This is a genomic window from Serratia sp. SCBI (assembly GCF_000747565.1).
GTDB lineage: Bacteria > Pseudomonadota > Gammaproteobacteria > Enterobacterales > Enterobacteriaceae > Serratia > Serratia ureilytica.
Map to the genome: position 1 here is coordinate 653308 of NZ_CP003424.1, position 19922 is coordinate 673229.

Below are 19922 nucleotides of genomic sequence, written 5' to 3' on the forward strand. Positions count from 1 at the left end.
TCTGATGATGTCGCAGGGCGGACTAACCGTAGAACCTGAAAACCATGTCTCCTAGTGAATTTGCCCGCGAAGTCTCCAAAAGAAGAACTTTCGCCATCATCTCGCACCCCGATGCCGGTAAAACCACCATTACCGAAAAAGTGCTGCTGTTCGGACAGGCGATCCAGACCGCCGGTACGGTAAAAGGCCGCGGCTCCAGCCAGCACGCCAAATCCGACTGGATGGAAATGGAAAAGCAGCGTGGGATCTCGATCACCACCTCGGTGATGCAGTTCCCGTATCGCGACAGCCTGGTCAACCTGCTGGATACCCCGGGGCACGAGGACTTCTCCGAAGATACGTATCGCACCCTGACCGCCGTGGACTGCTGTCTGATGGTGATCGACGCCGCCAAGGGCGTTGAGGATCGCACCCGCAAGCTGATGGAAGTCACCCGTCTGCGCGACACGCCGATCCTGACCTTCATGAACAAGCTGGACCGCGACATCCGCGATCCGATGGAAGTGATGGACGAAGTCGAGCGCGAACTGAAAATCGCCTGTTCGCCTATCACCTGGCCGATCGGCTGCGGCAAGCTGTTTAAAGGCGTTTACCACCTGTACAAGGATGAAACCTACCTGTACCAGACCGGTAAAGGCCACACCATTCAGGAAGTGCGCATCGTCAAAGGCCTGAACAACCCGGAGCTGGATGTCGCCGTAGGCGAAGATCTGGCGGCGCAGCTGCGCGATGAGCTGGAGCTGGTGCAGGGCGCTTCCCACGAGTTCGATCAGGCGGCGTTCCTGAGCGGCGAGCTGACCCCGGTGTTCTTCGGTACCGCACTCGGCAACTTCGGCGTGGATCATATGCTGGACGGCCTGGTGGCCTGGGCGCCGGCGCCGATGCCGCGCAAAACCGACACCCGTGAAGTGACGGCGGCGGAAGAGAAATTCACCGGCTTTGTGTTCAAGATCCAGGCCAACATGGATCCGAAGCACCGCGACCGCGTGGCCTTTATGCGCGTGGTGTCCGGCCGTTACGAGAAGGGCATGAAGCTGCGTCAGGTGCGCACCGGCAAAGACGTGGTGATCTCCGACGCGCTGACCTTTATGGCCGGCGACCGTTCGCACGTGGAAGAAGCCTATCCGGGCGACATCATCGGTCTGCACAACCATGGCACCATCCAGATCGGCGATACCTTCACTCAGGGTGAAGACATGAAGTTCACCGGCATCCCGAACTTCGCGCCTGAACTGTTCCGCCGCATTCGCCTGCGCGATCCGCTGAAGCAGAAACAGCTGCTGAAGGGGCTGGTGCAGCTGTCGGAAGAGGGCGCGGTGCAGGTGTTCCGCCCGATCGCCAACAACGATTTGATCGTCGGCGCGGTCGGCGTGCTGCAGTTCGACGTGGTCGTGGCGCGTTTGAAGAGCGAGTACAACGTGGAAGCGCTGTATGAGTCGGTCAACGTGTCGACGGCGCGCTGGGTCGAGTGCGACGACGTGAAGAAGTTCGAAGAGTTCAAGCGCAAGAACGAGATCAACCTGGCGTTGGACGGTGGGGACAACCTGTCCTACATCGCGCCGACCATGGTGAACCTCAACCTGACGCAGGAACGCTATCCTGACGTGACCTTCCGCAAGACCCGCGAACACTGATACATCGGCAGGGCGCCCGGTGCGCCCTGCCAATTCCCCGTATTCTCACTCCGCTAATTAATAAATCTTCCTCATATTTTATCCTGCGAATCGATGTCGCCCAGGCGAGATGCGATTGGCCTGCGTTTTCCGCCGCATGGTCTATCTTTAACGAGATGTCCGCACATTGCTTGAGAGTAAATCACTGTAATACGCTGATTGTTTGGTGAGTTATTCTGATGTGTTGCCGATAGGAGACAGTCTGTTTCCTTAAATATCAATGAGATGACTGTTTTACCGTTTCGTGACACTTAGTCTGTCGTCAATAGGTGACAGTTTTTTGATTAAAAATCCGACTCAACGCTTTTTTTGTTTGATTTTTAAGGAGTTTATGGAGTTGGCACGGCGGTTGCAATATTCCTGTCGTGAACGCTTAATCGTATAGCGATGATGAAGTATTTACCGAGAGTCCGCGTGAAGGCGGCTGAAGGGTTCCGGCGCTCTGGCGCTGGGGCCCCCAACAAAAGGAAGAGATCGATGAAAAAGACCAAATTTGCACACTCGCTGATGGCTGTTGTTTTGGGTTCTGCTTTGGTGAGCGGCACTGCGCTGGCCGAAGACAGTCTGCTCAACAAGGCGTCTAACGCCGCGGACAGTGCCGGTGCCAAAATCGATAGCTCCATGAAAAAAGTTGACGGTTACATGGATGACAGCGCGATAACGGCTAAAGTTAAAAGTGCATTGGTGGACGATAAGAGCATCAAAAGCACTGACATTTCGGTGAAAACCGAAAAAGGCACCGTGATCCTGAGCGGGTTTGTCGGCAGCCAGGCGCAGGCAGAGCATGCGGTTGCGGTTGCAGGCAAGGTGGAAGGCGTCAAAACCGTCAGCGACAAGCTGCACGTGAAAGATGAAGCCAACCAGTCGATCAAATCGTATGCCGGCGACACCGCCACCACCAGCGAGCTGAAAGCCAAGCTGCTGGCCGATGACATCGTGCCGTCGCGCAACGTGAAAGTGGAAACCACCGATGGCGTGGTGCAGCTTTCCGGTGAAGTGAAAACGCAGGCGCAGTCTGAGCGTGCCGAAAGCATCGCCAAGGCTATCGACGGCGTGAAAAGCGTGAAAAACGACCTGGTGGTCAAGCAGTAATCCCGCCAGGCGCCCGTAACAAGTAACAACAAGCCGCATCTGTCGGGCCGTCAAGGCGGCCCGACGTGTACCACCAAAAAAAGAAACTGATTTGCCGTCGATGTCCCGTTGTCGGGGCGGTAGACGGCAGCGAATTTTTTCACAATGGTAAGGAGAAGCTTATGTTTCGTTGGGGCATTATCTTTTTAGTCATCGCGCTTATCGCTGCGGCACTGGGGTTCGGTTCGCTGGCGGGCACCGCCGCCTGGGCCGCCAAAGTCGTGTTCGTTGTCGGCATCATCCTGTTCCTGGTCAGTCTGTTCACCGGCCGTCGGCGCCCTTAGCCGGCCGGCATTTTCCTGCAAACTGTAACAAAGCTTAATTCCTTTTCTCACGTCGGGGAGGGCCGGCCATGAACAGCGACATCATCGTCGGGCGCTGGAAACAGCTGAAAGGTCAGGTATGGCAGGCTTGGGCCGAATGGTCCGGCAGCGATGGTGCCTGGTTGGCTGGCAGCAATGATTTCCTCGTCGGCGTGCTGCAAGAGGATTACGGAAGAGAGCGAGACGCGGTATCCTCGGAGAAAACGTCTCACTGAGGATGCCAAGTTGGGATACAGAATACCCATCACGCTCGGCAATATAGAACCGCTGGCGTCTAAACCTTTTCGACCAGGAAAAATGGCGTTGGTCTGCGAAGGCGGCGGCCAGCGCGGCATTTTCACCGCCGGCGTGCTGGACGAGTTTCAGCGCGCGGGCTTTAACCCTTTCGATCTGCTGATCGGCACATCGGCCGGCGCTCAGAATCTGTCTGCCTATATCTGCGGGCAGATGGGCTACGCGCGCCGGGTGATCACCCGTTACACCACTTCGGCACAGTTCTTCAATCCGCTGCGCTTCGTGCGCGGCGGGCATCTGATCGATCTCGATTGGCTGGTTGATACGGCGGCGGCGCAGATGCCGCTGGCGATGGACGTGGCGGAACAGCATTTTACCGACGGGCGCGAATTCCTGCTGTGCGCCTGCCGCAGCGACGATTTCGAGCCGACCTATCTGCCGGCGCAGCGCGAACGCTGGCTGCCGGCCATCAAGGCGTCCAGCGCCATTCCCGGCTTCTACCGTCAGGGCGTGGAGTTGGACGGCGTCAGCTATCAGGACGGCGGCATCAGCGATGCGATCCCGGTGGAAGAGGCCTATCGCCGCGGCGCCGACACCATCGTGGTGATCCGCACCGTGCCTTCGCAAATGTACTACACCCCACAGTGGATGAAGCGCATGGAGCATTGGCTGAGCGACAGCAGCCTGCAGCAGATGGTGCGCATCCTGCAGCATCACGAGCAAAGCTATCACCGCATCCAGCGCTTTATCGAAAAGCCGCCGGGCAAGCTGCGCATCTTCGAGATCTTCCCGCCGAAGCCGCTGGCCAGCAATGCGCTGGGCAGCCGATTGGGGGCGCTCAATCAGGATTATCACCTGGGGCGCCGCTGCGGCCGCTACTTCCTGGCCACCGTCGGCCAGTGGATGGCGCAGCAGGAGCCCGACGGCATGAAGGTGCGAAAAGCGTTGTCGCGCCGCCTGATCCAGCCGGAGAACGTCAGAATGCCTTCGCCGATCGTGACCGACATCGCCATGCCCACCGAGCGGGCGGCGCAGCCGGAGGCCGCGGTGGCGGCGCCGAAAATCATCCTGCCGGGCGATCTGCCGCCGGGTGAAGGGGGCGCGCTGTGAGTTACGCCTTTACCGACACCCACTGCCATTTCGATTTCCCGCCCTTTACCGGGCATGAGGCCGAGAGCCTGGCGCGGGCGGCAAGCGCCGGCGTAAAGCGCATCATCGTCCCGACGGTCACCGCCGATCGCTTCGCGCGGGTGTTGCGGCTGGCGCAGGAGCATGCGCCGTTGTTCGCCGCACTGGGGCTGCACCCGCTGTATATCGCGCAGCATCATGAGCCGCAGTTGGAACAGTTGGCGGCGCTGCTGGCCGAACGGCCGCACAAGCTGGTGGCGGTGGGGGAGATCGGGCTCGATCTGTATATGGATAACCCACAGTTCGAGCGGCAGCAAAGCGTGCTGCTGGCCCAACTGAAGCTGGCGAAACAGCATGACCTGCCGGTGATCCTGCATTCGCGCCGCACCCACGACCAGCTGGCCGCCGCGCTGCGGCGCATGCAGCTGCCGCGCCGCGGCGTGGTGCACGGCTTTGCCGGCAGCTTGTCGCAGGCGCAGGCGTTTATCCGCCTCGGCTATTACATCGGCGTGGGCGGCACCATCACCTATGAGCGGGCGCAGAAAACGCGCGCCGTGATGGCGCAACTGCCGCTTGAGGCGCTGCTGCTGGAGACCGATGCGCCGGACATGCCGCTGGCCGGCTATCAGGGGCAGCCGAACCGCCCCGAGCGCGCCGCCGAGGTGTTTCACGCGCTGTGCGAACTGCGGCCGGAACCGTCCGACGTGATAGCCGCCCACCTGCAACGCAATACCCAAGCGCTGTTCGCCATGCCGAATTGAGGTCTGCATAACGTGACTTGTGTCATGTTATAAGATTTTCATTTGCGTCTCGTTGTATACATTTGTGACATAAATCGGTGCGAGGGTGACCTCGCTCAGTATAATCCCCCCGAAACTCTCCAATAGCAGACCTCTCTTCATGAGCAGGGATGTATTTTATTTTTTGCAACAGGGAAACTTTGCATGCAACTCATCATGAGTCTGGTCGGGATGGCGGTGCTGATCGCCATTGCGGTGCTGCTCTCCAGCAACCGTCGGGCCATCAAACTGCGCACCGTGGTGTGGGCGTTCATCATTCAGGTCGGTATCGGCGCGCTGGTGCTGTACGTGCCGCTGGGCCGCAGCATCCTCGGCAGTATGTCTAACGGCGTGGCAAACGTTATCGCTTACGGCAATCAGGGCATTTCGTTCATCTTCGGCGGGCTGGTGTCCGACAAGATGTTCGAGGTGTTCGGCGGCGGCGGCTTCGTGTTCGCGCTGCGCGTCCTGCCGGTGATCGTGTTCTTCTCCTCGCTGATTGCGGTGCTGTACTACCTCGGCATCATGCAGTTGGTGATCCGCGTGCTGGGCGGCGGCCTGCACAAGCTGCTGGGCACCTCGCGCACCGAATCGCTGTCGGCGACCGCCAACATTTTCGTCGGCCAGACCGAAGCGCCGCTGGTGGTGCGTCCGTATATCGCCACCATGAGCCAGTCAGAACTGTTCGCCGTGATGTGCGGCGGCCTGGCTTCGGTGGCCGGTTCGGTGCTGGCGGGATACGCGCAGATGGGCGTGCCGCTGGAATACCTGATCGCCGCGTCCTTCATGGCCGCGCCGGGCGGGCTGCTGTTCGCCAAGCTGATGGTGCCTGAAACCGAGCAGACCCACGATAAAGACGATGCGATGAAACTGATCGCCGAAGAGGATCGTCCTGCCAACGTGATCGATGCGGCGGCTTCCGGCGCGGCTTCCGGCATGCAGCTGGCGCTGAACGTCGGCGCGATGCTGCTGGCGTTTATCGCGCTGATCGCCTTGCTCAACGGCATTCTCGGCGGCATCGGCGGCTGGTTCGATTACCCGCAGCTGTCGCTCGAGCTGATCCTCGGCTGGGTGTTCTCGCCGATCGCCTTCCTGATTGGCGTGCCGTGGAGTGAAGCGATGACCGCCGGTTCGTTTATCGGCCAGAAGATCATCGTCAATGAGTTTGTCGCCTATATGAACTTCGGCGCCTATCTGCGTCCGGACGATGTGGTGGCGGCGGAAGGCCTGCAGGTGCTGTCAACGCACACCAAGGCGATCATCTCCTTTGCGCTGTGCGGTTTTGCCAACCTCTCCTCGGTGGCGATCCTGCTGGGCGGTTTGGGCAGCATGGCACCCAACCGTCGCCATGACATCGCGCGTTTCGGTCTGAAGGCCGTGGCGGCGGGCACGCTGTCCAACCTGATGAGTGCCACCATCGCCGGTTTCTTCCTGGCGCTGTAAGCCCTCGCTGAGCCCGCGTCGGCGCGACCGATCGCGGGACTCCGCCTATACTCTAAGCAACGCGGGTGTTCGCCGCACCCGCGATCTTCAGCCGCTTCTTTAGCGAATTTGTGAACGATATCGCGTTATTTTGTGATGTTCTTCACATATAATTCCGGTCTGTTACAGTGCTATTTCATATAGTGTGACGATGAACGCGAATCGCCCCCGGCATTCGTGTTCAAATAGCTATTACTGGCCGGCCGCAAGGCGGGTGGCCATGTGCGGTGAGAAGGATCTCAGTTGCCGCCGCGGGAACGCCGTTCCCCTGCGCTATCTTCATGGAACCAAGTCCGCTCGCCAACACCCAGGTACTCAGTTGGAGAGTTTTATGACCGAATTAACCGCAGCAGCGCAACGTGCGCTGAACTTGATGGATTTAACCACGCTGAACGATGATGACACCGACGAGAAAGTGATCGCCCTCTGTCATCAGGCCAACAGCCCGGCCGGCCACACGGCGGCCATCTGCATCTACCCGCGTTTTATCCCGGTGGCGCGTAAGGCGCTGCGCGAGCAAGGCACGCCGGACATCCGTATCGCCACCGTGACCAACTTCCCGCATGGCAACGACGATATCGACATCGCGCTGGCGGAAACCCGCGCGGCCATCGCCTATGGGGCGGATGAAGTGGACGTCGTGTTCCCATACCGCGCGCTGATCGCCGGCAACGAACAGGTCGGTTTCGAGCTGGTGAAACAGTGCAAACAGGCTTGCCAGGCGGCCAACGTGCTGCTGAAAGTGATCATCGAAACCGGTGAGCTGAAGCAGGCCGATCTGATCCGCAAGGCGTCCGAGATCGCCATCAAGGCCGGCGCCGACTTTATCAAGACCTCCACCGGCAAGGTGCCGGTCAACGCCACCCTGGAGAGCGCCGAGCTGATGATGTCAGTGATCCGCGATATGGGCGTGGCGAAGACGGTGGGCTTCAAACCGGCCGGCGGCGTGCGCACCGCGGAAGACGCGCTGCATTATCTGCAACTTGCCGATCGTATTCTGGGCGAAGGGTGGGCCGACGCGCGGCATTTCCGCTTTGGCGCTTCCAGCCTGCTGGCCAGCTTGCTGGCCGCGCTGGGCCACCAAACCCAGACCGCCGGCGGCGGCTACTGATCGATATCGTTGGCGGGCGCCAGGCGCGCCCGTCTGCACCGACTCTCGGCGACACAGGGGGATGCCTTGTTCCTGGCTCAAGAAATTATTCGTAAAAAACGCGACGGCCAGCCGTTAAGCGAAGCGGAAATCCGCTTTTTCATCAACGGCATTCGCGACAATGTGGTGTCGGAAGGGCAGATCGCCGCGCTGGCGATGACCATTTATTTCCATGACATGAGCATGCCGGAGCGCGTGGCGCTCACCATGGCGATGCGCGATTCCGGCACCGTGCTGGACTGGAAGAGTTTGGCGCTGAACGGCCCGATCGTCGACAAGCACTCGACCGGCGGCGTGGGCGACGTGACTTCGCTGATGCTCGGCCCGATGGTGGCGGCCTGCGGCGGCTATGTGCCGATGATCTCCGGCCGCGGCCTGGGGCATACCGGCGGCACGTTGGACAAACTGGAAGCCATTCCGGGCTTCAATATTTTCCCGGACGATAACGCCTTCCGCAAAATCATTCAGGACGTCGGCGTGGCGATCATCGGCCAGACCAGCTCGCTGGCGCCGGCGGACAAGCGTTTTTACGCCACCCGCGATATCACCGCCACCGTGGATTCTATCCCGCTGATCACCGCCTCCATTCTGGCCAAGAAGCTGGCGGAAGGGTTGGATGCGCTGGTGATGGACGTGAAGGTCGGCTCCGGCGCCTTTATGCCGACCTATGCCCTGTCGCAAGATTTGGCGCAGGCGATCGTCGGCGTGGCCAACGGCGCGGGCTGCAAGACCACCGCGCTGCTGACCGACATGAATCAGGTGCTGGCTTCCAGCGCCGGCAACGCGGTGGAAGTGCGCGAAGCGGTGCGCTTCCTGACCGGCGAATACCGCAACCCGCGCCTGCTGGAAGTGACGCTGGCGCTGAGCGTAGAGATGCTGTTGTCCGGCGGCCTGGCGCAAGATGAGGCCGACGCGCGCGCCAAGCTGCAGGCGGTGCTGGATAACGGCAAGGCGGCGGAGGTGTTTGGCCGCATGGTGGCGGCGCAGCAGGGTCCGATAGACTTCGTCGAACGCTACGATAGCTATCTGCCGGCGGCAACGCTGAGCAAGCCGGTGTATGCTGAAAAGCCGGGCATCATCAGCGCCATGGATACCCGTGCGCTGGGCATGGCGGTGGTGTCGTTGGGCGGCGGCCGCCGTCGGGCGAGCGACGCCATCGATTACAGCGTCGGCCTGACCGAGATGGCGCGCCTGGGCGATACGGCGGATTCCCAGCAGCCGCTGGCGATGATCCACGCCAACGATGAAGAGAGCTGGCAGCAGGCGGCCGATGCGGTGCGCAGCGCAATGACGCTGAGCGATAAGGCGCCGGAAGCGACGCCGGTGGTGTATAAGCGCATCACTCAAGCGTGATGACCCTCGTCTTTCAAGCCGTAGCGTTGTTGGCTGCACGCGTGCACCCCAGTCACTTACTTGAGTAAGCTCCTGGGATACACGCGCTAGCCGCCTAGCTACAACTTGAAATCCATTGGGTATAAATTTAGAGAATAAGGGCGATTGCAGTTTTGCGGTCGCAATAGCGTGAGAACACGCAGGAGAGCACAGATGAAACGCACATTTATTATGGTATTGGACTCCTTCGGCATCGGCGCCAGCGAAGACGCCGAACGTTTTGGCGATCAGGGTTCCGACACCCTGGGCCACATCGCCGAGGTTTGCGCGCGCGGTGAGGCCAACGTGGGCCGTCAGGGCCCGCTGACGCTGCCTAACCTGAGCCGTCTGGGCCTCGGCAAAGCGGCGGAAGAGTCGACCGGCAACTTCCCGCAGGGGCTGGATCGCAACGCCGACATCATCGGCGCCTACGGCTACGCCAGCGAGCTATCTTCCGGTAAAGACACGCCGTCTGGCCACTGGGAAATCGCCGGCGTGCCGGTGCTGTTCGACTGGGGCTACTTCAAGGACGAGCACAACAGCTTCCCGCAGGCGCTGCTGGATAAGCTGGTGGAGCGCGCCAATCTGCCGGGCTACCTGGGCAACTGCCACTCATCCGGCACCGTGATCCTCGATCAGCTGGGTGAAGAGCACATGAAAACCGGCAAGCCGATTTTCTACACCTCCGCCGACTCGGTATTCCAGATCGCCTGTCACGAAGAGACCTTCGGCCTGGAGCGCCTGTATGAGCTGTGCGAAATCGCGCGTGAAGAGCTGACCGAAGGCGGTTACAACATCGGCCGCGTGATCGCGCGTCCGTTCGTCGGCGACAAGCCGGGCCACTTCCAGCGCACCGGCAATCGCCACGATCTGGCGGTAGAGCCGCCGGCGCCGACCGTGCTGAAAAAGCTGGTGGACGAGAAGGGCGGCGAAGTGGTGTCGATCGGTAAAATCGCCGACATCTATGCCAACGTCGGCATCACCAAGAAGGTGAAGGCGACCGGCATCGACGCGCTGTTCGACGCGACCCTGATCGAAATGGAAAAGGCCGGCGACAACACCATCGTGTTCACCAACTTCGTGGACTTCGACTCCTCCTACGGTCACCGTCGCGACGTGGCGGGCTACGCCGCCGCGCTGGAGCTGTTCGACCGCCGCCTGCCGGAACTGCTGAAGCTGGTGAAAGACGAAGACATCATCATCTTCACCGCCGACCACGGCTGCGATCCGACCTGGAGCGGCACCGACCACACCCGCGAGCACATTCCGGTGCTGGTTTACGGCCCGAAAGTGAAACCGGGTTCACTGGGCCACCGCGAGACCTTCGCCGACATCGGCCAGACCGTCGCCAGTTACTTTGGCCTGTCGCCGATGGATTACGGTAAGACCCTGTTCTAAGCCCTGTCTTTCAAGCCGCAGCGTTGTTAGCTTCACGCGTGAACCCCAGTCGCTTACTCAAGTAAGCTCCTGGGGATTCACCCGCCAGCTGCCTGGCTGCAACTCGAAATTCAAGGCTTGGATGTTTGACGTTTTTATTAAATAAGATTTCTAAAGGAAGAAAATTATGGCTACGCCGCACATTAATGCTGAGATGGGTGATTTCGCTGACGTAGTACTGATGCCGGGCGACCCGCTGCGCGCAAAATACATCGCCGAAACCTTCCTGGAAGGCGCGGTGGAAGTGAACAACGTGCGCGGCATGTTGGGCTTCACCGGCACCTACAAAGGCCGCCGCATCTCCGTAATGGGCCACGGCATGGGCATTCCGTCCTGCTCCATCTACGCGCGCGAGCTGATCGCCGAATTCGGCGTGAAGAAGATCATTCGCGTGGGGTCCTGCGGCGCGGTGCGTGACGATATCAAACTGCGCGACGTGGTGATCGGCATGGGCGCGTGCACCGACTCCAAGGTGAACCGTCTGCGCTTCAAGGACAACGACTACGCGGCGATCGCCGACTTCGACATGGTGCGCAACGCGGTCGACGCGGCGGCGGCGCAGGGCATCCCGGCGCGCGTGGGCAATATCTTCTCCGCCGATCTGTTCTACACCCCGGATCCGGATATGTTCCAGGTGATGAAGAAGTACGGCATCCTGGGCGTGGAAATGGAAGCGGCCGGCATCTACGGCGTGGCGGCGGAGCTGTACGAAGAGTTCGGCTGTAAGGCGCTGACCATCTGCACCGTGTCCGACCACATCCTGCGTCACGAAGCGACCACGGCGGCGGAACGCCAGACCACCTTTAACGAAATGATCGTTATCGCGCTGGAATCCGTGCTGCTGGGCGACAAAGCGTAATACCGCGGCGGGCGTCGTCATGGCGCCCGCCCGTCAATCTATTCACTCCGCATGGCCGTTTTTGGCTAACGCTTTACCTTTCAATTGGATGTGGATCCCGTTGTTACGGACAATCTATTCAGCGAAAGGACAAGAAAACGGCACGAACGCATTCAACGCCTGGCCTGAATTACCCCTGCTTAGGCGCTTCCTGTTTTTTCTCCGGCGCATCGTCTTCATCGTCTTCCACCGTATTGCCTTCTTCCAGTGGTGTGTTGGCGGTCAACAGGTAGGGCGACTGCTGCCAGCGGCTGCGGCGGTGTTGCAGCAGGGTACGCGCCAGAATGATGCCGATCGCCAGCGCCAGCAGGATCATCAGGCGCAGCAGGTTGGTGGTGTTGTCCACCTGTTTGGATTCGGTCGCCAGCACGTGGGTGTCGAGGGTGATGCGGATAAAGCCGATCGGGCCGTCTTTGCCCTGAATGGATTCGACCAACTGGTGGTTGAAGTAGCTGCCGGCGCGTTTGCCGTCGAGCGACAGGCGATCGCGTATACTTATCTGTTCCCCGGCGTGGGAGACCAGCGTGCCGTCCAATTGATACACGCTGACGTCGAGAATGCGGCTGTGATCGGTGAGCTGCTTGAGGATGGCGTCGATGCGCGGATTGTTGCCGTCGTCGTCCAGCAGCGGCGCCAGGCTGTAGGCGACCTGTTTGGTCAGCGTTTGCGCCAGCTCTTCCACCTGCTCGGATCGCGCCATTTGGTGACTCAGGCTAAAATAAGAGGCGCCCTGCATCAGCAGCACCAGCAAAGCCAGGCAAATCAGGATAATAGCGGTGCGGTGCAGGCGAAATTTCAGTTTAGCGCGAGCCATGCAGGTTCCTTGGGCATCGGGGACACTTTATGTTGCCAGAACCGCTGGCGATAGGATAGCTTGATGCGTCGTTTTATCATGCAGCGTTTTTGTCCATTCAGGAGTCAATGATGTCAAACAGTCTGACCTATTGCGATCTTCCGGCGGAGATCTCTCAATGGCCGGGTCTTCCCCTTTCGCTCAGCGGCGACGAAGTGATGCCGCTGGACTACCGGGCGGGCAATACCGGGTGGCTGTTATATGGCAGGGCGCTGGACAAGGCGCGCATTACCCAATTCCAACGCAAGCTGGGCGCGGCGATGGTGATCGTCACCGCCTGGGGCGTGGACGACTATCAGGTGGTGCGGCTGGCGGGCACCTTGACGCCGCGCGCCAAGCTGCTGGCGGCGGAGAGCGGGCTGGATGTGGCGCCGCTCGGCAAAATCCCGCACCTGCGCACGCCGGGGCTGCTGGTGATGGACATGGATTCAACGGCGATCGAGATCGAGTGCATCGATGAGATCGCCAAGCTGGCGGGCGTCGGCGAGCAGGTGGCGGAAGTGACCGAACGCGCGATGCGCGGCGAGCTGGACTTTACCGCCAGCCTGCGCCAGCGCGTCGGTACGCTGAAAGGGGCCGACGCCAACATCCTTAAGCAGGTGCGCGACGAGCTGCCGCTGATGCCGGGGCTGACCAGCCTGGTGGGCAAGCTGCAGGCGATGGGCTGGCATGTGGCGATCGCCTCCGGCGGTTTCACCTACTACGCCGAATACCTGCGCAACCGGCTGCGGCTGGTGGCGGCGGCGGCCAACGAGCTGGAGATCCGCGACGGCAAACTGACCGGCGAAGTGCTGGGGCCGGTGGTGGACGCGCAGTTCAAAGCCGATACGCTGCTGCGGCTGGCGGAGAAGCTGGAGATCCCGTTGGCGCAAACCGTGGCCATCGGCGACGGCGCCAACGACTTGAAAATGATGCAGGCGGCGGGGCTGGGCATCGCCTACCACGCCAAACCGAAAGTGTATGAAAAAGCGCAGGTGGCGATCCGGCATGCGGATTTGATGGGCGTGCTGTGTATTCTCACCGGCAGCCTGAAACACGAAGTGCGATAACGAGAGATTGAGGTAAGACGTGGCAAAAGCGGCAAAACGGGCATTTGTGTGCAATGAGTGCGGGGCGGACTATCCGCGTTGGCAGGGGCAGTGCAGCGCCTGCCATGCCTGGAACACCATCACGGAAGTGCGTTTGGCCGCGTCGCCCGCTGCGGCGCGCAACGATCGCCTCAGCGGCTATGCCGGCGACGCCGGCGTCAGCAAAGTGCAGAAGCTGTCGGAAATCAGCCTTGAGGCGCTGCCGCGCTTCACCACCGGCTTTCTCGAGTTCGATCGCGTGCTGGGCGGCGGTGTGGTGCCCGGCAGCGCGATTCTGATCGGCGGCAACCCCGGCGCCGGCAAGAGCACCCTGTTGCTGCAGGTGCTGTGCAAACTGTCCGAACAGATGAAAACCCTGTACGTCACCGGCGAGGAATCGCTGCAGCAGGTAGCGATGCGCGCCCACCGTCTGGGACTGCCGACCGGCGGCCTGAACATGCTGTCGGAAACCAGCATCGAGCAGATCTGCCTGATAGCTGAGCAGGAACAGCCGAAGCTGATGGTGATCGACTCGATTCAGGTGATGCACATGGCGGACATTCAGTCTTCCCCGGGCAGCGTGGCGCAGGTGCGGGAAACCGCCGCCTATCTGACGCGCTTCGCCAAGACGCGCGGCGTGGCGATCGTGATGGTCGGCCACGTCACCAAAGACGGCTCGCTGGCCGGGCCGAAAGTGCTGGAACACTGTATCGACTGTTCGGTGCTGCTGGACGGCGACGCCGATTCCCGCTTTCGCACCCTGCGCAGCCACAAGAACCGCTTCGGCGCGGTCAACGAGCTGGGGGTGTTCGCCATGACCGAACAGGGGCTGCGCGAAGTGAGCAACCCTTCGGCTATCTTCCTCAGCCGCGGCGACGAAGTTACCTCCGGCAGTTCGGTGATGGTGGTGTGGGAAGGCACCCGGCCGCTGTTGGTGGAGATCCAGGCGCTGGTGGATCATTCGATGATGTCCAACCCGCGCCGCGTGGCGGTGGGGCTGGAGCAGAACCGGTTGGCGATCCTGCTGGCGGTGCTGCACCGGCACGGCGGGCTGCAGATGTCGGATCAGGACGTGTTCGTCAACGTGGTCGGCGGGGTGAAGGTCAGCGAGACCAGCGCCGATCTGGCGCTGCTGATGTCGCTGGTCTCAAGCCTGCGCGATCGGCCGCTGCCGAACGATTTGGTGGTGTTCGGCGAAGTGGGGCTGGCGGGGGAAATTCGCCCGGTGCCGAGCGGCCAGGAGCGGATCGCCGAAGCGGCCAAGCACGGCTTCAAGCGCGCCATCGTGCCGCACGGCAATATGCCGAAGAAGCCGCCGGCCAACATGCAGGTGTTCGGGGTCAAGAAGCTGGCGGACGCGCTGGACGTGCTGGAAGAGTTTTATTAATGTCGCCGACGGCGAGCAAGATATGCTATTTTGTTTAGCATACTAAACGGAGGTGGCCATGCCGCAATTTGATTACCTGAAGACGTCCATCAAGCAAAAAAGGCTGCACGTTGCAGCAGGTGGCGGATGCCAGCGGCATGACCAAGGGCTATCTGAGCCAGCTGTTGAACGACAAGATCAAAAGCCCGAGCGCGCAAAAGCTCGAGGCGCTGCACCGTTTTCTCGGGCTGGAGTTCCCGCGCAAAGAGGTCAAAGTCGGCGTGGTGTTTGGTAAATTTTACCCGCTGCACACCGGCCACATCTATCTGATCCAGCGCGCCTGCAGCCAGGTGGATGAGCTGCACGTTATCTTGTGCCACGACGAGCCGCGCGACCGTGAGCTGTTCGAGAACAGTTCGATGTCGCAACAGCCGACGGTCAGCGATCGCCTGCGCTGGCTGCTGCAGACCTTCAAGTACCAGAAAAACATCCATATCCACTCGTTCGACGAGCAGGGCATCGAACCGTACCCGCACGGCTGGAACGTGTGGAGCGACGGCATGAAGGCCTTTATGGAACAGAAAGGCATCGTGCCGAGCTTCATCTATTCCAGCGAAGCGCAGGATGCGCCGCGCTACCGCGAGCATCTGGGCATCGAAACCATTTTGGTCGATCCCGAACGGTCGTTCATGAACATCAGCGGCAATCAGATCCGTCAGGATCCGTTCCGTTATTGGGATTACATCCCGACCGAGGTGAAACCGTTCTTCGTGCGCACCGTGGCGATCCTCGGCGGCGAGTCGAGCGGCAAATCGACGCTGGTCAACAAGCTGGCCAACATCTTCAACACCACCAGCGCCTGGGAATATGGCCGCGATTACGTGTTCTCGCACCTGGGCGGCGACGAGATGGCGCTGCAGTACTCCGACTACGACAAAATTGCCCTCGGGCAGGCGCAATACGTGGATTTCGCGGTCAAGTACGCCAACAAGGTGGCGTTTATCGATACCGATTTCGTCACCACCCAGGCGTTTTGCAAAAAGTACGAAGGGCGTGAGCATCCCTTCGTGCAGGCGCTGATCGACGAATACCGCTTCGATCTGGTGATCCTGCTGGAAAACAACACGCCGTGGGTGGCGGACGGCCTGCGCAGTCTCGGCAGCACCGCCGATCGCCTGGCGTTCCAGCGCCTGCTGGAGGAGATGCTGCGCGCCAACAACATCGAGTACGTGCACGTTGAGTCCAGCGATTACGAAGAGCGCTTCCTGCGCTGTGTCGAGCTGGTGCAACAGCTGCTGGCGGCGGACGCCGGTCGGCTGGCGAATGCGCCCGCCCAGCGCCACGCCGCAGGCTGAGAAAAATTAGCGTAATGTGCGATCGCGCGGCAGAAACGGCCGCACGGACGCACATTTAAAGGCCTGTTTAAACATGGTTCATTCGGTAGCGACTACGTTAAGGTTTTCTTTACAATAACGCTCAGAAGAAGACATGTCTTATCGCTTACTCGCTCTCTGGTTGATCTGCTATGCCGCAGCCTGGACGCTGCTGACCGTTCATCTCGATCCTACCCTGCCTTACGACGCCGTCGAGGCGCTCAATTGGGGCCTCAACGGCGAGTGGGGCTCACCGAAAAATCCTTGGTTGGTCGGTGCGGCGATGCAGCCGGCGATCTGGCTGTCGTGGCTGCCGCTGAACGTTTACTGGTACGGCGGGCACTTCATCGCCATCGCCATCGGCATGTTGGGCGTCTGGCTGTTGGCGCGACGTCTGAGCGGCAGCACTTCGCTGGCCTGGATGGCGCTGCTGACGCTCAACCTGTCCGGCATCATCAATTTCGACATCATTCCCTACAACGACAACTACCTGTTGGTGATGCTGTGGCCGTGGATGGCGCTGTTCTTCCACATGGCGATTTCCCGTTCGGCCAACTGGTGGCCGGCCTTCGCGTTGGCCGCCGGTCTGGCGATGATGGCGAAGTATTCGACCTTCGCCTTCGTCTATTTCGCGGCGCTGTCGACGCTGTTCGTGCCGCAGATCCGTCGCTGCTATCGCCAACCGCAGTTCTATCTGGCGGTGGCGATCTGGCTGGCGCTGGTGTTGCCGAACGTATTCTGGCTATGGAACCACGACTTCGCCGCCTTTAAGTGGGTGGATTCGCAGATCAAGATGCAGCTCAATCTCGACATGCTGCAGTCGCTGCTACTGGTGTTCTATCCGTCGCTGGTGCTGTGGTGGATCCTGCGCCGCAGCGGGGCGGTGCTGGCCTGGCCGAAAGCCTTGCCGATGCGGGTGCTGCTGTGGATCTACCTGCTGCCGCTCGGCATCATCACCTTCTGGTTCTCCTTCAACGTCGGCGGCCGCTTGACCGAGTGGCTGCAGCCGTTCTTCATGCTGGCACCCGCGCTGCTGGTCGGCTGCGTGCGTCAGCCGCCGGTGCGTTCACTGCGGGCGGCGACTATTGGGCTGATGTGCGCGGCGCTGGCGGTCTATCTGGGGTATGCCGCGGTGATGCTGGGCAACGTGCGCAATGCCGGTCAGAAGATGGTGGGCATCAAGGCGTTCAGCGCCGGGGTGGAACAGCTGTGGCAGGAGCGGTATGGCGTCAGTCTGCGTTATGTCGGCGGCGAATACCTGTCGCAGTGGATGACGGTGTATGCCGGTTCCCGGCCGCAGATCATTACGCGCTGGTCCAATCATACGCGGCCGAACATCTACAACGTCAACATCAGCTATCCGCAGATTGCGCAGCATGGCGTCGCCTTGTTCGGTCGGTTGGGTGAAGACTGCGCGCACAGCGACTTCGGCGGCGAACTGGCCCACTGGCCGAAGATGCGCCTCGACTGGCTGCAGACGCTGACCTTCCGCGCCGATCCGCAGAGCGACGAGCAGGTGCTGTGCGTCGGCTTCGTTCGCCCGCAGTAACGGCGGCGCAGAACGCCGCCGCGATGCGAACTCAGTAAGCGATAACCAGCTTGCCTTGCATATGGCCGCCGAGCAGCTGTTGGTGCGCGGCGGTCAGCGTGTCTACCGACAGCCCGTGCAGGGTTTCGCTCAGCGTGGTGCTCAGCTTGCCGTCGTCCAGCAGTTGCGCCACCTGCTGCAGGATCCGGCCTTGCTGCGCGATGTCCGGGGTGGTGAACATGCTGCGGGTGAACATGAATTCCCAGTGCAGCGCGGCGCTTTTCAGCTTCAGCGCGTTTTGATCCAACGGCTGCGCGTTCTCGACGATGGTGCAGATATGGCCGAGCGGCGCGATCAGTTCGGCCATCGCCGGCCAGTGGCCGTCGGTATCGTTCAGACAGAGGATGTAATCCACCTGCTCGATGCCGTGTTGTGCCAGGTTGCCCTTCAAATCGCGGTAGTCCACCACCAGGTCGGCGCCCCGCTCGCGGCACCAGGCGGCGGATTCCGGCCTGGACGCTGTGGCGATCACTTTCACCTTGCTGCGCAGCGCGGCCAGCGGAATGGCCAGCGAGCCGACCCCGCCGGCGCCGCCGATGATCAGCAGCGTCTTGTGCTCGGGCGCATCCTGAATGTTCAGGTGCTCGAACAGCGCCTCCCAGGCGGTGAGGGCGGTGAGCGGCATGGCGGCGGACTCCGCCCAGTTCAGGCTGCGCGGTTTGTGCGCGGCGATGCGCGAGTCGATCAGTTGGTGGCTGCTGTTGCTGCCGGGCCGGGTGATGTCGCCGGCGTACCACACTTCATCGCCGGGCTTGAAGCCGCTGACGCCGCTGCCCACGTCCAGCACGACGCCGCTGGCGTCCCAGCCGAGGACGCGCGGCTGCTGCAGGCCGCTTTTCTGCAGACCGGCATGTACTTTGGTATCCACCGGGTTGACCGAGGCCGCTTTCACTTCCACCAGCAGATCGTACTGGCCGGGCACCGGCATCTCCGGTGAGATTTCGATGAAACCGGCGGGGTTCTGCGGGTCTACGGCAATGGCTTTTATCGACATGATTGTGCTCCTTTCAAATGATGTCCCCAGTGTAGACCCGCAGCAGTGGGGTGATAAGATGGACAATATCTAACTGAGTGTTCGTCAGAGGTGAACAATGGAGTTCAAACAGCTGCAGGACATGGCGCTGTTCGCGCTGGTGGCGGAGTGCGGCAGTTTCACCGCCGCCGCGCAGCGTGTCGGGTTGCCGAAGTCCAGCGTCAGTCAGCGCATTAGCCAGCTCGAACAGACGCTGGGGCTGCGTTTGCTCAACCGCACCACGCGCCAGCTGAACCTGACCTTCGCCGGCGAGCGCTATCTGGAACATTGCCAGGCGATGATGTCCGCCGCCGAGCGGGCCGATCTGGCGCTGCAGCGGCTGCGCGACAACCCGAGCGGCCGCCTGCGCATCTCGACGCCGGCCGGGTTGGGGGCAACCCTGGTGGCGCGGCTGGCGGCGGATTTTCAGCGCCAGTACCCGGACGTATCGCTGGAGGTGTCGGTATCCGACGCCATGGTGGATCTGGTGCAGGAAGGCTTCGACGCCGCGCTGCGCACCGGCAAGCCGCAGGATTCTTCGCTGATCGGCCGCCGCCTCGGGTATGCGCCGCGCTATCTGCTGGCTGCGCCGTCCTATCTGGCGCAGCACTCGCCGATCGAGCACCCGCAGCAGCTGCAGCAGCATCGCTGCATTGCCCACCGCGCCTGGACGGCCTGGAACCTGCGCTGCGGCGACGATTATTACCGCTGGCAGCTGCCGCTGGCGCACACCACCGACAATCTGCTGTATGCGCGCGAATGCGCTATCGCCGGCGCGGGGATCACGCTGCTGCCGGCGTTTCTCAGCCGCGAGGTGGTGGCGCAGAAGCTGTTGGTGGAGGTGTTGCCGGCCTGGCGCGCAGAAGGGAATGAACTGTATCTGGTCTACCCGAGCCGCAAGCTGAATTCCCCGGCGCTGGCCTGTTTCATCGATGTGGTATTGCAGCACCCGGCGTTTGACGACTACGCGCGCGAGCTGACGCGGGAGTAGGCCTGGCAGATGACGCCGACGCCTAATTTCTGTCGCCATCGTCCTAAACCTTTTGCTGGAGCATGG

The 19922-nt window shown here is 61.2% G+C and carries 17 protein-coding genes and 1 pseudogene; 16 read left to right on the plus strand and 2 right to left on the minus strand.

Features of this window, described 5'->3' with window-relative positions:
• Positions 1-44 precede the first annotated feature (44 nt).
• The 11 genes from prfC to deoD all read left to right on the plus strand — a co-directional run bounded on the left by prfC (position 45) and on the right by deoD (position 11567).
• Positions 45-1634, plus strand: a complete 1590-nt coding sequence (prfC, locus tag SERRSCBI_RS02985; protein ID WP_033641789.1) for a peptide chain release factor 3 — start codon at positions 45-47, stop codon at positions 1632-1634.
• 516 nt (positions 1635-2150) lie between these two features.
• Complete coding sequence (osmY, locus tag SERRSCBI_RS02990; RefSeq protein ID WP_033641790.1) at positions 2151-2765, plus strand: molecular chaperone OsmY; 615 nt, start codon at positions 2151-2153, stop codon at positions 2763-2765.
• Positions 2766-2926: 161 nt separating this feature from the next.
• Positions 2927-3088: a DUF1328 domain-containing protein gene (locus SERRSCBI_RS23930; protein ID WP_004933089.1), complete on the plus strand. Its 162-nt coding sequence runs from the start codon at positions 2927-2929 to the stop codon at positions 3086-3088.
• 68 nt (positions 3089-3156) lie between these two features.
• A complete protein-coding gene (locus SERRSCBI_RS02995) occupies positions 3157-3342 on the plus strand; it encodes a hypothetical protein (RefSeq protein ID WP_004933086.1) in 186 nt (61 codons plus the stop codon).
• A gap of 10 nt (positions 3343-3352) precedes the next feature.
• The gene (locus tag SERRSCBI_RS03000; protein ID WP_033651706.1) at positions 3353-4471 is read left to right on the plus strand and encodes a patatin family protein; all 1119 of its coding nucleotides are present in this window, start codon (positions 3353-3355) and stop codon (positions 4469-4471) included.
• Entirely contained in the window at positions 4468-5250 is a 783-nt protein-coding gene (locus SERRSCBI_RS03005; protein WP_042783655.1) for a TatD family hydrolase, read from the plus strand. Before SERRSCBI_RS03000 ends, SERRSCBI_RS03005 begins: the two co-directional genes overlap by 4 nt.
• Positions 5251-5433: 183 nt before the next feature.
• Positions 5434-6711, plus strand: a complete 1278-nt coding sequence (locus SERRSCBI_RS03010) for a NupC/NupG family nucleoside CNT transporter (protein WP_004933076.1) — start codon at positions 5434-5436, stop codon at positions 6709-6711.
• Positions 6712-7081: 370 nt separating this feature from the next.
• Positions 7082-7861: a deoxyribose-phosphate aldolase gene (gene deoC / locus SERRSCBI_RS03015; RefSeq protein WP_042783656.1), complete on the plus strand. Its 780-nt coding sequence runs from the start codon at positions 7082-7084 to the stop codon at positions 7859-7861.
• Positions 7862-7927: 66 nt separating this feature from the next.
• Positions 7928-9253: a thymidine phosphorylase gene (deoA, locus tag SERRSCBI_RS03020; protein ID WP_033641794.1), complete on the plus strand. Its 1326-nt coding sequence runs from the start codon at positions 7928-7930 to the stop codon at positions 9251-9253.
• Between the two features lie 192 nt (positions 9254-9445).
• Positions 9446-10669 carry a phosphopentomutase gene (gene deoB / locus SERRSCBI_RS03025; protein WP_042783657.1) on the plus strand — a complete coding sequence of 408 codons (1224 nt, stop codon included), beginning with the start codon at positions 9446-9448 and terminating at the stop codon, positions 10667-10669.
• A 166-nt stretch (positions 10670-10835) separates the two neighbouring features.
• Entirely contained in the window at positions 10836-11567 is a 732-nt protein-coding gene (deoD, locus tag SERRSCBI_RS03030) for a purine-nucleoside phosphorylase (protein ID WP_004933059.1), read from the plus strand.
• A gap of 169 nt (positions 11568-11736) precedes the next feature.
• Here deoD and SERRSCBI_RS03035 read toward each other — a convergent pair whose 3' ends face one another.
• On the minus strand, positions 11737-12420 hold the full coding sequence (locus SERRSCBI_RS03035) for a YtjB family periplasmic protein (protein WP_033641796.1): 684 nt from the start codon (positions 12418-12420) through the stop codon (positions 11737-11739).
• A gap of 110 nt (positions 12421-12530) precedes the next feature.
• On the opposite strand from SERRSCBI_RS03035, the gene serB reads away from it, so the two are divergent.
• The 4 genes and pseudogenes from serB to SERRSCBI_RS03055 all read left to right on the plus strand — a co-directional run bounded on the left by serB (position 12531) and on the right by SERRSCBI_RS03055 (position 17814).
• Entirely contained in the window at positions 12531-13508 is a 978-nt protein-coding gene (gene serB / locus SERRSCBI_RS03040) for a phosphoserine phosphatase (protein ID WP_042783658.1), read from the plus strand.
• Positions 13509-13527: 19 nt separating this feature from the next.
• Positions 13528-14913 carry a DNA repair protein RadA gene (gene radA, locus SERRSCBI_RS03045; protein WP_015376595.1) on the plus strand — a complete coding sequence of 462 codons (1386 nt, stop codon included), beginning with the start codon at positions 13528-13530 and terminating at the stop codon, positions 14911-14913.
• A gap of 58 nt (positions 14914-14971) precedes the next feature.
• A pseudogene (nadR, locus tag SERRSCBI_RS03050) lies at positions 14972-16247 on the plus strand (multifunctional transcriptional regulator/nicotinamide-nucleotide adenylyltransferase/ribosylnicotinamide kinase NadR).
• A gap of 133 nt (positions 16248-16380) precedes the next feature.
• Positions 16381-17814, plus strand: coding sequence for a glycosyltransferase family 39 protein (locus SERRSCBI_RS03055; RefSeq protein WP_042783659.1), 1434 nt, complete (start codon positions 16381-16383; stop codon positions 17812-17814).
• Between the two features lie 31 nt (positions 17815-17845).
• Here SERRSCBI_RS03055 and SERRSCBI_RS03060 read toward each other — a convergent pair whose 3' ends face one another.
• Positions 17846-18847: a zinc-binding alcohol dehydrogenase family protein gene (locus SERRSCBI_RS03060; protein WP_033641800.1), complete on the minus strand. Its 1002-nt coding sequence runs from the start codon at positions 18845-18847 to the stop codon at positions 17846-17848.
• A gap of 97 nt (positions 18848-18944) precedes the next feature.
• Here SERRSCBI_RS03060 and SERRSCBI_RS03065 point away from each other — a divergent pair, with 97 nt between their 5' ends.
• Complete coding sequence (locus SERRSCBI_RS03065; RefSeq protein ID WP_033641801.1) at positions 18945-19856, plus strand: LysR family transcriptional regulator; 912 nt, start codon at positions 18945-18947, stop codon at positions 19854-19856.
• The last annotated feature ends 66 nt before the right edge of the window (positions 19857-19922 follow it).

Excerpts from the sequence above, each read along its gene's own strand:
- deoB (WP_042783657.1), top strand. The coding sequence starts at position 9,446 with ATGAAACGCACATTTATTATGGTATTGGACTCCTTCGGCATCGGCGCC.
- deoD (WP_004933059.1), top strand. The coding sequence starts at position 10,836 with ATGGCTACGCCGCACATTAATGCTGAGATGGGTGATTTCGCTGACGTA.
- SERRSCBI_RS03060 (WP_033641800.1), bottom strand. The coding sequence starts at position 18,847 with ATGTCGATAAAAGCCATTGCCGTAGACCCGCAGAACCCCGCCGGTTTC.
- SERRSCBI_RS03055 (WP_042783659.1), top strand. The coding sequence starts at position 16,381 with ATGTCTTATCGCTTACTCGCTCTCTGGTTGATCTGCTATGCCGCAGCC.
- prfC (WP_033641789.1), top strand. The coding sequence starts at position 45 with ATGTCTCCTAGTGAATTTGCCCGCGAAGTCTCCAAAAGAAGAACTTTC.
- SERRSCBI_RS03035 (WP_033641796.1), bottom strand. The coding sequence starts at position 12,420 with ATGGCTCGCGCTAAACTGAAATTTCGCCTGCACCGCACCGCTATTATC.
- SERRSCBI_RS23930 (WP_004933089.1), top strand. The coding sequence starts at position 2,927 with ATGTTTCGTTGGGGCATTATCTTTTTAGTCATCGCGCTTATCGCTGCG.
- serB (WP_042783658.1), top strand. The coding sequence starts at position 12,531 with ATGTCAAACAGTCTGACCTATTGCGATCTTCCGGCGGAGATCTCTCAA.
- deoC (WP_042783656.1), top strand. The coding sequence starts at position 7,082 with ATGACCGAATTAACCGCAGCAGCGCAACGTGCGCTGAACTTGATGGAT.
- SERRSCBI_RS02995 (WP_004933086.1), top strand. The coding sequence starts at position 3,157 with ATGAACAGCGACATCATCGTCGGGCGCTGGAAACAGCTGAAAGGTCAG.
- SERRSCBI_RS03010 (WP_004933076.1), top strand. The coding sequence starts at position 5,434 with ATGCAACTCATCATGAGTCTGGTCGGGATGGCGGTGCTGATCGCCATT.
- SERRSCBI_RS03065 (WP_033641801.1), top strand. The coding sequence starts at position 18,945 with ATGGAGTTCAAACAGCTGCAGGACATGGCGCTGTTCGCGCTGGTGGCG.
- osmY (WP_033641790.1), top strand. The coding sequence starts at position 2,151 with ATGAAAAAGACCAAATTTGCACACTCGCTGATGGCTGTTGTTTTGGGT.